Source organism: Salinivibrio proteolyticus (assembly GCF_001996165.1).
GTDB classification, from domain to species: Bacteria; Pseudomonadota; Gammaproteobacteria; order Enterobacterales; family Vibrionaceae; genus Salinivibrio; species Salinivibrio proteolyticus.
This window is the reverse complement of sequence record NZ_MUFP01000011.1, coordinates 36,380-48,377: the sequence shown is the minus strand read 5'-3', so window position 1 is coordinate 48,377 and position 11,998 is coordinate 36,380. Positions and strand designations below refer to the sequence as shown.

Annotated in this window: 12 protein-coding genes; 8 read left to right on the top strand and 4 right to left on the bottom strand. The window is 49.9% G+C overall.

The annotated features are described in order from the left end of the window. Positions 1 to 7: 7 nt before the first annotated feature. Together pstB and phoU are read left to right on the top strand one after the other, a co-directional pair. Positions 8 to 826, top strand: coding sequence for a phosphate ABC transporter ATP-binding protein PstB (pstB, locus tag BZJ19_RS09880; RefSeq protein WP_077639624.1), 819 nt, complete (start codon positions 8 to 10; stop codon positions 824 to 826). Between the two features lie 10 nt (positions 827 to 836). Continuing rightward, positions 837 to 1,544 carry a phosphate signaling complex protein PhoU gene (gene phoU / locus BZJ19_RS09875; RefSeq protein ID WP_069590609.1) on the top strand — a complete coding sequence of 236 codons (708 nt, stop codon included), beginning with the start codon at positions 837 to 839 and terminating at the stop codon, positions 1,542 to 1,544. A 3-nt stretch (positions 1,545 to 1,547) separates the two neighbouring features. Here phoU and ppk2 read toward each other — a convergent pair whose 3' ends face one another. The 3 genes from ppk2 to BZJ19_RS09860 form a co-directional block, all read right to left on the bottom strand. Further along, positions 1,548 to 2,369 carry a polyphosphate kinase 2 gene (gene ppk2 / locus BZJ19_RS09870; protein ID WP_077639625.1) on the bottom strand — a complete coding sequence of 274 codons (822 nt, stop codon included), beginning with the start codon at positions 2,367 to 2,369 and terminating at the stop codon, positions 1,548 to 1,550. Positions 2,370 to 2,515: 146 nt separating this feature from the next. After that, positions 2,516 to 3,256, bottom strand: a complete 741-nt coding sequence (locus BZJ19_RS09865) for a copper homeostasis protein CutC (RefSeq protein WP_077675509.1) — start codon at positions 3,254 to 3,256, stop codon at positions 2,516 to 2,518. 219 nt (positions 3,257 to 3,475) lie between these two features. Next, complete coding sequence (locus BZJ19_RS09860; RefSeq protein ID WP_069590615.1) at positions 3,476 to 4,078, bottom strand: peroxiredoxin C; 603 nt, start codon at positions 4,076 to 4,078, stop codon at positions 3,476 to 3,478. A 143-nt stretch (positions 4,079 to 4,221) separates the two neighbouring features. Here BZJ19_RS09860 and BZJ19_RS09855 point away from each other — a divergent pair, with 143 nt between their 5' ends. From BZJ19_RS09855 to aceA, 3 genes are all read left to right on the top strand, one after another. After that, positions 4,222 to 5,130 carry a hydrogen peroxide-inducible genes activator gene (locus tag BZJ19_RS09855; protein WP_077675508.1) on the top strand — a complete coding sequence of 303 codons (909 nt, stop codon included), beginning with the start codon at positions 4,222 to 4,224 and terminating at the stop codon, positions 5,128 to 5,130. A gap of 518 nt (positions 5,131 to 5,648) precedes the next feature. Next, positions 5,649 to 7,256, top strand: coding sequence for a malate synthase A (gene aceB, locus BZJ19_RS09850; protein WP_077675507.1), 1,608 nt, complete (start codon positions 5,649 to 5,651; stop codon positions 7,254 to 7,256). Positions 7,257 to 7,328: 72 nt separating this feature from the next. After that, positions 7,329 to 8,633 carry an isocitrate lyase gene (gene aceA / locus BZJ19_RS09845; protein WP_077675506.1) on the top strand — a complete coding sequence of 435 codons (1,305 nt, stop codon included), beginning with the start codon at positions 7,329 to 7,331 and terminating at the stop codon, positions 8,631 to 8,633. 45 nt (positions 8,634 to 8,678) lie between these two features. On the opposite strand, the gene BZJ19_RS09840 is transcribed toward aceA, so the two are convergent. After that, complete coding sequence (locus tag BZJ19_RS09840) at positions 8,679 to 9,119, bottom strand: CBS domain-containing protein (protein ID WP_077675505.1); 441 nt, start codon at positions 9,117 to 9,119, stop codon at positions 8,679 to 8,681. A 219-nt stretch (positions 9,120 to 9,338) separates the two neighbouring features. Here BZJ19_RS09840 and queA point away from each other — a divergent pair, with 219 nt between their 5' ends. The 3 genes from queA (at position 9,339) to yajC (ending at position 11,990) form a co-directional block, all read left to right on the top strand. Beyond that, positions 9,339 to 10,397, top strand: a complete 1,059-nt coding sequence (gene queA / locus BZJ19_RS09835) for a tRNA preQ1(34) S-adenosylmethionine ribosyltransferase-isomerase QueA (protein ID WP_077675504.1) — start codon at positions 9,339 to 9,341, stop codon at positions 10,395 to 10,397. A 105-nt stretch (positions 10,398 to 10,502) separates the two neighbouring features. Beyond that, entirely contained in the window at positions 10,503 to 11,624 is a 1,122-nt protein-coding gene (gene tgt, locus BZJ19_RS09830; protein ID WP_077675503.1) for a tRNA guanosine(34) transglycosylase Tgt, read from the top strand. Positions 11,625 to 11,660: 36 nt separating this feature from the next. Further along, positions 11,661 to 11,990, top strand: a complete 330-nt coding sequence (yajC, locus tag BZJ19_RS09825; protein ID WP_069590628.1) for a preprotein translocase subunit YajC — start codon at positions 11,661 to 11,663, stop codon at positions 11,988 to 11,990. The last annotated feature ends 8 nt before the right edge of the window (positions 11,991 to 11,998 follow it).

Below are 11,998 nucleotides of genomic sequence, written 5' to 3'. Positions count from 1 at the left end.
ACAACCTATGTTTTCGATAAACTCCCGAATTGGCCTGACGCCCGAGCTCGATTTGGCAAATTTGCCTGAAGAGCAAACCGCGCTGTCGATCCGTCATCTCAATTTGTACTATCAGCAAACACAAGCCTTGTTTGATATTAATATGCGGATCCCAAAGGGAAAGGTCACGGCGTTTATCGGCCCGTCCGGCTGTGGTAAGTCGACCTTGCTACGCTGTATTAACCGGATGAATGATCTGGTTGATGGCTGTCGTGTTCGCGGGGAAGTGACCCTGCATGGGCAGAATATTTACGATCGCGACGTTGATGTGCCTGCATTACGCCGCCAAGTTGGTATGGTGTTTCAGCGGCCCAACCCTTTTCCTAAATCTGTTTATGAAAATGTGGTGTTCGGATTACGCCTGCAGGGTATCAATGATCCGCGGGTGCTAGATGATGCGGTAGAGCGAGCGCTGCGAGGGGCGGCTTTGTGGAATGAGGTAAAAGACAGACTCAATGATAATGCATTTGGCTTGTCAGGCGGTCAGCAGCAGCGTTTGGTTATCGCCCGTGCGATCGCGATTGAACCAGAGGTATTGTTGCTCGATGAGCCTTCATCAGCGTTGGATCCGATTTCAACGTTGACGATTGAAGAGTTGATTAATGATTTGAAAAGCCAATACACCGTGGTGATCGTCACCCATAATATGCAACAAGCCGCGCGTGTCTCTGATCAAACCGCATTTATCAATATGGGGCGTTTGGTGGAATACGCGGACACGGACACCTTGTTTACGACGCCGAAAAATAAACAAACTGAAGACTATATAACTGGTCGCTACGGATAAGGAGCAGGCCTTGGACAACCATAACATCAGTCGCCACATTTCAGGGCAGTTTAATGCCGAGCTTGAAGCCATTCGAACCCATGTTTTAACCATGGGTGGGTTGGTCGAACGCCAACTGACCGATGCACTACGAGCTATGCATAACCAAGATGTCGATCTGGCGCGTCATGTCATTCGTGAAGATCATAAAGTCAATGGCATGGAAGTGGCGATCGATGAGGCATGCACGCGGATTATCGCTAAACGTCAGCCGACCGCCAGTGACTTGCGATTGGTGATGGCGATCATCAAAACCATTACCGATCTTGAGCGTATTGGTGATGTGGCGGACAGCATCGCTAAAATGGCACTGGATAACTCCAGTCACTCCCAGCAGCCTTTTCTCGTCTCGTTGGAAGCGCTAGGGCAACGTGCGGCGAAAATGCTGCACGAGGTACTGGATGCGTTTGCCCGTATGGATATTGAGGCGGCGATGCGGGTGTATCGCAAAGATGATTCATTAGATCGTGAATACGAGGGTATCTTGCGTCAACTGATGACCTACATGATGGAAGACCCACGCTCAATTCCTAACGTGCTGAAAGTCATGTGGTCAGCACGCGCCATTGAGCGTGTTGGCGATCGCTGTCAGAACATTTGCGAATACATCATTTACTTTGTTAAAGGGAAAGATGTTCGCCATATTCAAAAAGAAGAGCTGGAAAAACTGCTCAAATAAGGGTTAATCGTCTGACTCATCATTGAGCCACTCGCTGACTTGATCCGGCACAAAGCTTTGATCTTCAAGTGGCATGCGGACATAGCCCTCTTTATTGATTTCAGGTAGCTCGACCTCGGGGTAGGTGATCTCTTGATATGGGATCTGCGATAATAAGTGCGCAATGCAATTGAGCCGTGCGTGCTTTTTATTGTCGGCTTCGACCACCCACCACGGGCTGTCTTTGGTGTCGGTGTAAGCAAACATACGATCTTTGGCCTCGCTGTATTGCACCCAGCGGCTGCGAGACTCTAAGTCCATCGGGCTAAACTTCCAGCGCTTTATGGGTGTGCTAATGCGTTCGGCAAAGCGTTTTTCTTGCTCGTCGTCAGAAACTGAAAACCAATATTTAATCAAGATGATGCCAGCGCGCATTAACATGCGCTCAAACTCGGGACAGGTACGTAGAAACTCTTCGTATTCTTCGTCGGAGCAAAATCCCATCACCCGCTCAACCCCCGCCCGGTTGTACCAGCTGCGGTCAAACAGAACGATTTCACCACCGGCAGGTAGGTGCTCAACATAACGCTGGAAATACCATTGGGTGCGCTCGCGCTCGGTGGGCTTATCTAGTGCGACGACGCGGCATACACGTGGATTGAGTTTTTCGGTAATACGTTTTATCACGCCACCTTTGCCCGCGGCGTCTCGCCCTTCGAATAACACCACCACTTTGAGGCGCTCTTGCTTGACCCACTCTTGCAGTTTGACCAGTTCGGTTTGTAGTTCCGTCAGTTTCTTTTCGTAGTGCTTTTTGCTGATTTTACTCGACGTTTTATCCGACAAGGGAAACTCCTTTTTACACCATTGTGCTATTACGGTAGAAAACTCGCCTTTACGATGCAACGCTACCGCCTCGAGGCCGGCGCTCGCGCATCAAAACATCCGAGTCAATCACAGTTCGATGTTGTGCCATAGCCTGTTGCACGCACTTACAAGTGTGCGGAAAGGGCTTTTATTTGCCGGATAATGGCGGGGTTGGTCATTGGGTAGCAGGCATCATCACCTTCGCCCATGGTGGCCACTGCGTGGTGTTGCATCGCACTGGGTTGATCCATACGGGCAGACAAGTGAATTTCACGCGCGCCGCTGTGGGAGAGGATTGCGACAGCGTTATCAGGCGTGACACCCGCGCCAGGCATGATCTGTAAAACAGCCTGTCGGGTCATTTCTACCCAGCGTTTCAGTGCCTCTTTACCTTGCTCTGCGCTGCTGGCTTGGCCCGAAGTAAGTACCCGCTCAATCGCAGGGCGCGCTAAAAGCGCTTCCAGTGCCGATTCAGGATCGGCGCAGTGGTCAAACGCGCGATGAAACGTCACGCCCATACCTTTGGCTTCTGCCAACATGTCATCAATAAGTGGTAAGTCGAGCTGTCCTTGGGCTGTCAGTGCGCCGATCACCACGCCTGCACACCCAGCTTGGCGTGCCATCGAAATATCCTTGAGCATGACTTCCGCTTCGTCACTGCTGTATAAGAAGTCTCCCTCACGTGGCCGGATAATAGCATAAATGGGAATATTCGCTTGTTTGACGGCAAGTTGCATATAGCCGTAACTGGCTGTGAGTCCACCAAGGCGCAGTGCACTACACAGCTCGATGCGGTCAGCGCCAGCGCGCTCTGCCACCTTTAAAGAGCCAATACTATCAATACAAACTTCGACCAAGACAGACATACCACCCCCTAGTGAGCAACACAGTGTCAATAATAGAGGCTGTATTGTGACAGCAGGCTGAAGAATTACCTAGTAGAAGCGGTAGAAAGGGAGGGGATCGTGACGATGCAAGTAACGTGTTATGGAGAATAGATACAAAAAGGGCCCAGTTTAACCGGGCCTCATTATTATCTCACATTGTCCAGTGCGTAGGGCACGTCACCTTTTGACCGTTAATAATTACAGGTCAGCAGAGTGCTCAGACAGGTATGCAGCAACACCTTCTGGTGAGTCTTTCATACCTGCTTTACCTTCTTCCCACTGTGCTGGGCATACTTCACCGTTCTTCTGGTGGAAGCTCAGTGCGTCAACCATGCGCAGCATCTCGTCGATGTTACGGCCAAGTGGCAGATCGTTCACGACTTGGTGACGTACAACGCCTTCCTCATCGATGAGGAAAGAACCACGGAAAGCAACACCTGCTTCTGGATGCTCTACGTCGTACGCTTTGCAGATTTCGTGTTTAACGTCTGCAACCAGTGGGTATTTAACCGCACCGATACCACCGTCTTCGATGGCAGTTTTACGCCATGCGTTGTGTGAGAACTGAGAGTCGATAGACACACCGATAACCTCAACGCCCTTCGCTTGGAAGTCTTGGAAACGCTTATCGAATGCAATCAGCTCTGATGGGCACACGAAAGTGAAGTCGAGTGGGTAGAAAAAGACAACAGCTTTTTTGCCTTTGGTGAACTCTTTCAGGTTGAAGTTTTCAACGATTTCGCCATTACCTAGTACGGCTGCGGCAGTAAAATCTGGTGCTTGACGACCTACGAGTACCATAACTCAGCTCCTAATTAAAAAGTTTGCCTGAAGATCAGGTTCCTATATAAGCGAGACAAACTATAGCTGACTTGCTACATTGAAAAAAGTGGAATTAATAGATTGTTATAATCGAAAAAAACGATTGTATAAAGTTTGACAGAATGAACAAATATCCATCACTTAAGCAGCTACACTATCTGGTTACCTTGTCAGAAACTCGCCATTTTGGCGAGGCGGCGAAACTGTGTTTTGTTAGCCAATCGACCCTCAGTGCCGGGATCCAAAACCTAGAAGAGTTGATTGGTGCCCAGCTCATTGAAAGAGACAATAAAACCTTGGTGCTGACTGGTATGGGAGAGGAAGTGGTACGCCGCAGCCGCGAAATCCTTGCCCGAAGCCAAGATTTAATGGAGCTCACTCACGTTCAGTCTGATCCTATGCATGGCAAAGTCCGTTTAGGCTGTATTCCGACTATCGCTCCGTTTTTACTCTCCGACGTGGTCCAGCAGGTCAACCAGCGCTATCCCAATTTAGATCTCTTGTTACGAGAAGATACCACCGCGAATTTGCTTACGGCGCTCAAACACGGCGAAATGGATGTGCTGATTTTGGCCTTACCGATGGATATCGGCGCCATGACCAGCCGCWTTGTTGGCCGTGATCCTTTCAAGATGGTGATGAGCCGCAAGCAAGCCGCGCGATTAACGCTGCCAGTGGATTACGACGCCTTGCCCGATGAGTCGGTGTTTTTGCTCGAGCGCGAACACTGTCTCACGGACCATGCGGTATCTGCCTGCCAAATGACAGCCTCACAGAAGATTAATCCGTTTATGGCGACCAGCTTACATACCTTGATCCAGATGGTCGCCAACGGCAATGGCGTCACATTTATTCCGCAAATGGCGATTGATCATGGCTTAATCGATAATCTCGACGTGCATCTAGAAACGCCACCCGGACGCGCCGCGTATCGTGAAATCGGCATGGTGTGGCGTCCATCATCGAGTCGTATTGATACCTTTAATAAATTGGCGGATCTGGTGGCGGCATTACTCAATCGGACTGACTAGCTAGCGCTCATCTGCTATTTGGAGTTTTATCTCGGTTAATAGCAAAATGATTAGCATATTCCTCTGCAATAAAACCTCATCCAGTGAAATAGAATCGTTGGATTATTATCACGCCAGTGAGTCGGTTTATAATCAACGCATCTTGCTGTTTCGATTAACTGGCTGATAATCATAAATTTATTACCTCACCCACACATCTTTTGTCTCTTTATGTGTAATTAAATTACGTAATGAGTTACAAAGAGGTGACAAAAATATGATCTGCGTAGCAGGTTTATATCCTCCTAATAATTCGTACAAAAAAATCAATTCGAGCTAATACTCTATTTTATTTAACTTGCTGTTTTATCTGTATTTATGTGTTTTTTGTTGCGAGGTTGAAATGAATCTCTAGTTGATTTTTACGCCAAACTACGCCAACTTGATTAAACAGTGACCACATTGTCTAGAAAAGTTGCAGTGTGGCGGAATAATCATTTTTGTTGTGATTGGATTACAACTGAGGCCAGGGAGGCAACATGACTGAAGCGTGTTCAACGTTACGTGAATCGCTGGTGCTGACAGAAGCGTTATCACCGGAACAAGCTGAAATACTCACCGATGATGCGTTATGTTTTGTGGCGAGTCTCGCTGATAAGTTCGCATCACGCGTGCCTGAGCTGCTCGCGGCGCGAGAAGTCCGTCAGCAGCGCATTGACGCAGGCACCTTGCCAGACTTTTTACCCGACACCGAATCAATTCGCCAAGGGGACTGGACCATTCGTGGGATCCCCAGCGATCTGCAAGATCGCCGGTTAGAAATCACCGGACCTGTCGATCGCAAAATGGTGATTAACGCACTGAATGCGAATGTGAAGGTCTTCATGGCAGACTTTGAAGACTCATTTGCACCGGCGTGGCCGCAAGTAGTTGAGGGGCAGCGGAATTTGCGTGATGCGGTCAACGGCACCATCAGTTATACCCACCCTGACACCGGTAAGCGTTATCAGCTCAATGATAATCCGGCTCGGCTGATCTGCCGGGTGCGTGGCCTTCACCTCACTGAAAAGCACGTAGAGTGGCAGGGTAAACCTATTCCAGGCGCTTTATTCGACTTCGCTTTGTATTTTTTCCACAACTATCGTCGCTTATTGGAGACCGGTTCGGGTCCTTACTTTTATGTGCCGAAGTTACAAGCCTATCAAGAAGCCGCATGGTGGAGTGACGTCTTCTCATTTGCTGAAGATGAGTTTGGCCTAAGCCGTGGCACCATTAAAGCCACCGTCTTGATTGAGACCCTGCCTGCCGTGTTTGAGATGGATGAAATTCTTTACCATCTTCGCGACCACATTGTGGCACTAAACTGTGGCCGCTGGGATTACATCTTTAGCTACATCAAAACCTTGCGCAATCATCCAGATCGTGTTTTACCGGATCGCCAAGTCGTGACCATGGATAAACCTTTCCTCAATGCTTACTCCCGTTTGTTGGTAAAAACTTGCCACAAGCGCGGTGCGTTAGCGATGGGCGGTATGGCTGCGTTTATTCCCAGTAAAGATCCGGCCGAAAACCAGCAGGTGCTGGATAAGATTGAAAAAGACAAAACCCTCGAAGCCAACAAYGGCCACGACGGCACATGGATTGCGCATCCTGGACTGGCAGATACCGCCAAAGCGGTGTTCGACCGCGCTCTAGGTGACAAACCTAACCAATTACATATCTCCCGCGAGAAAGATTCGCCGATTACTGCCGCCGATCTCCTTGCACCTTGTGACGGAGAACGCACCGAAGCGGGAATGCGACACAACATTCGAGTCGCGGTGCAATACATTGAAGCATGGATCTCAGGCAATGGATGTGTCCCGATTTACGGCTTAATGGAAGACGCCGCCACTGCCGAGATTTCACGTGCGTCGATTTGGCAATGGATCAAACATCAAAAGCCATTGAGCAATGGTCAAGTGGTTACCAAGGCATTGTTTGAGCAATACCTCAGTGAAGAGATGAAAGTACTGGAACACGAGTTAGGGACCGATGTCTTTGCCCGCGGGCAATATCAGCAAGCAGCCGCCTTGATGGCACAGCTGACGACCAGTGATGAGTTGGTCAACTTCTTAACCCTACCTGGGTATCAGTATTTGCCATAGTGGCATGGAAGCAACACAACAAAATGGATTGACAGGACTGGGCTTGCGCCCGAGAAATAAGAGGAATGGAACATGACTTTGACTCGCCAACAACAAATCGCTCAACTGGAAAAAGAGTGGGCAGAAAATCCACGTTGGAAAAACGTAAAACGGACTTACAGCGCAGAAGAGGTTGTGAACCTACGCGGCTCTTTTGTCCCTGAAAACACCATTGCCAAGCGCGGCGCCGCTAAGCTTTGGGATCTTGTCAATGGCGAGGCCAAAAAGGGTTATGTGAATTGCCTTGGCGCACTCACTGGCGGACAAGCTGTCCAGCAGGCCAAAGCGGGAATTGAAGCCATTTATCTCTCCGGCTGGCAAGTGGCGGCGGATAACAACACCGCTTCAAGCATGTATCCAGACCAATCACTGTATCCTGTTGACTCGGTACCTGCAGTGGTAAAGCGCATTAATAATGCTTTTCGCCGTGCCGATCAGATCCAATGGTCGAAAGGGGGCAGCCCCGAAGATGGCATTGATTACTTTTTGCCGATTGTAGCCGATGCAGAAGCAGGCTTTGGCGGCGTACTCAACGCGTATGAGTTGATGCGCAGTATGATTGATGCAGGTGCCGCAGGGGTGCACTTCGAAGATCAGCTCGCGTCGGTGAAAAAATGTGGCCACATGGGGGGCAAGGTATTGGTGCCGACCCAAGAAGCGGTGCAAAAACTGGTGGCAGCGCGTTTAGCGGCGGACGTTGCAGGGACAGATACCCTAGTCATTGCGCGCACCGACGCCAATGCGGCAGACTTGCTGACCTCGGATTGCGATCCCTACGATAAAGACTTTATTGTCGGCGAGCGCACGGCCGAAGGCTTTTACCGTGTGCGTGCGGGGATTGAGCAAGCCATTTCTCGCGGCTTGGCCTACGCGCCGTATGCCGATTTAGTTTGGTGTGAAACGGCAAAACCTGATTTAGAAGAAGCGCGTCAATTTGCCGAAGCCATTCACGCTAAATACCCCGATCAATTACTGGCTTATAACTGCTCTCCGTCATTTAACTGGGAGAAAAACTTGGATGCAGAAACGATTGCCCGTTTCCAACAAGCGCTTTCAGACATGGGCTACAAGTATCAGTTCATCACCTTAGCGGGTATTCATAACATGTGGTACAACATGTTTGATTTAGCCCATGCTTATGCACAAGGTGAGGGGATGCGTCACTATGTCGAAAAAGTGCAGCGTCCAGAGTTTGAGGCGGCTGAACGGGGCTACACCTTTGTAGCCCACCAGCAAGAAGTGGGCACCGGTTACTTTGATCAGATGACTAACACCATTCAAGGTGGTCAATCGTCGGTGACAGCGTTGACTGGCTCGACCGAAGAAGATCAGTTCTAATCCGCACGGATGGGACGAAACGGGGAGTGGTGACACTCCCCTTTTTTATTCGTCGGCCTCCATGGGCTCAGTTTCTTCTTGGATTTCCAACAAGGTTGAGGCAATGGCGACAAAATCACTATCGGTAATAATGCCGACCAACTTCTGATTCTTAATCACAGGCAAACAACCGATTTTGCGCTCTAGCATGGTTAAGGCGGCTGCGCGTAGAGAGGCTTGCGGATCCACCGTCACCAGTTGACGGTGAGCAAAATGCGACAGGGGCGTATTCATCTCGTTGTCCCCGTTGGTCGCTTTACCTAACGAAGAGGCTTGAGCGGATAGTACGTCGCGTTGTGTCACGAGTCCTACCAGTCGCTGCGCATCATCAACCACAGGTAAATGACGAAAGCGTTCGGCACTCATCAGCGTATGAGCGTCGGCCAAGGTGTGTTCCGGGGAGAGCGTATGTGGATGCCGGGTCATCATGTCATCAACGATAAACATGGCACCTCCTTACAGTCAGACAGGGAAGGGAAGCTATACTTATACTCTAGTCTACCTAGCACTGATTCGACGTGATACGTATCAAGGATAGTTGTTATAAAAAGGCAGGCGAAGTGCAATAAGATGTGACAGTTTAAGCGGCGACTAATCCTCCACCTTGCTTGATATTCACCGTGGTGAACCTATACTAGCGGCCTGCTTTTTATCTAGGCAAATGTCATGCAATTATCCGATTTTCACTTTGAACTTCCCGATGAGTTAATTGCACGCTATCCGCAGCCGGATCGCAGTGCAAGTCGCTTATTGTCACTCGATGGCACAAGCGGTGAGGTAGTCCATCGTCAGTTTAAAGATATCCTCGAGCTGGTTGAGCCTGGGGATTTGATGGTGTTCAACAACACACGAGTGATCCCTGCGCGTGTGTATGGCCGCAAAGCGTCGGGCGGTAAAATAGAGGTGCTAGTGGAGCGCGTGCTCGACGAACGTCGCTTCCTCGCCCACGTGCGCGCGTCTAAAGCCCCCAAACCCGGTGCCGAATTATTCCTTGGCGATGACGGACAGATCCCAGCAGAGATGGTGGCACGCCATGATGCTCTGTTCGAAATCCAGCTAAACGGCGATAAAGGCGTGGTAGATACGCTTAACGACATCGGCCATATGCCGTTGCCGCCATACATCGACCGCCCTGATGAAGAGAGCGATAAAGAACGCTATCAAACCGTGTATAACCAAAAGCCCGGAGCAGTCGCTGCGCCAACGGCGGGGTTACACTTTGACGACGCCATTATGGCAGCGCTCAAAGAAAAAGGCGTCAATATGGCGTTTGTCACCTTGCACGTCGGCGCCGGAACATTCCAGCCTGTGCGCGTTGATAATATCGAAGAGCACGTAATGCATGCAGAGTATGCGGAAGTGCCACAAGAGGTTGTTGATGCGGTGAACCATACCCGTGCGCAAGGTAAACGCGTGATTGCGGTGGGAACCACCTCGGTGCGTTCACTGGAAAGTGCGGCACAAGCGGCGAAGCAAAACGGTGAGCCGTTGGCGCCATTTTTTAACGATACTCAGATTTTTATCTATCCTGGTTATCAATGGCAGCTGGTGGACGTGTTAGTGACCAATTTTCACTTGCCGGAATCAACCTTGATCATGCTGGTGAGCTCTTTTGCCGGTTATGAACATACCATGGCCGCCTATCGTGCGGCAGTTGAAGAGCGCTATCGCTTTTTCAGCTACGGCGATGCCATGTTTATTACCCGTCAGCAAGACGCTGACTAATCGATAACGACACGAGATTAACTGCTCGTGCGATGCTTGCGGCAGGATAAACCTTGCACGCATAAGACACACGCCAGACTGTTTCTCTGGCACTGAGGAGGATTCGTGGAATACGAACTGAAGAAAACCGACGGACGCGCCCGCCGTGGCCGTTTGATCTTTGAACGCGGGACCGTAGAAACCCCAGCATTTATGCCGGTAGGAACGTACGGGACCGTAAAAGGAATGACCCCAGAAGAAGTCAAAGGAACCGGCGCCGAAATCTTGCTTGGCAACACCTTCCACCTTTGGCTGCGTCCGGGTCAAGAGGTAATGCGACTGCACGGGGATTTGCATGACTTTATGCAGTGGCAAGGACCCATCTTGACCGACTCTGGCGGCTTCCAAGTCTTCAGCTTGGGCGATATCCGTAAAATCACCGAAGAAGGGGTTCATTTCCGTAACCCTGTGAATGGTGATCGCATCTTTATGGATGCGGAAAAATCGATGGAGATCCAATACGACCTTGGTTCAGACATCGTGATGATTTTTGATGAGTGTACGCCTTACCCTGCGACGCACGCCGAAGCGAAAAAGTCGATGGAGATGTCATTACGCTGGGCAAAGCGCAGCCGTAATCACTTTGACAAATTAGGTAACAAAAATTCGCTGTTCGGTATCGTGCAAGGTGGTGTATATGAAGACCTGCGCGATGTATCGGTCAAAGGGCTCACTGAGATTGGCTTTGATGGTTATGCTGTCGGTGGTTTGGCCGTGGGTGAGCCGAAAGAAGACATGCACCGCATCTTGGAGCATACCTGTCCGCAACTACCAGAGGATAAGCCCCGCTATCTGATGGGCGTGGGTAAGCCCGAAGATTTGGTGGAAGGCGTTCGTCGAGGCGTAGACATGTTTGATTGTGTGATGCCGACCCGAAATGCCCGCAACGGCCACCTCTTTATTACCGGCGGTGTGATCAAGATCCGTAATGCGAAACATAAAAGTGATACCTCGCCTCTGGATCCAGAGTGTGACTGTTACACTTGCCGCCATTACAGCCGTGCTTACTTGCACCATTTAGACCGCTGTAACGAAATTCTTGGCGCGCGCCTCAATACCATCCACAACTTACGTTACTATCAACGAGTGATGGAAGGTTTGCGTCACGCGATTGACGAAGGTAGATTAGATGCCTTTGTAGAGGATTTCTACGCGCGTCGTGGCAAGGAAGTGCCGCCGCTCGACTGATTTCGAATTCAACAACTAGAACGAGGACGTGATTGAATGTTTATCTCACAAGCTCACGCAGCCGCTGAAGCCGGACCACAAGGTGGTGGTATGCAGCTATTTATCATGCTTGGCCTTTTTGCGGTGATTTTCTACTTTATGATTTACCGCCCGCAAGCCAAACGTGTTAAAGAGCACAAGAACTTGATGGCTTCTATGAGCAAAGGGGACGAAGTACTGACCGGTGGTGGTTTGGTGGGTAAAATCACCCAAATCGCTGAAGACAATGATTTTATTGTCATCGCCCTGAACGACGACAACGAAGTGACGATTAAAAAAGACTTCGTGACCGCTGTTCTACCTAAGGGTACCATCCAGTCTCTTTAATTCTCGCA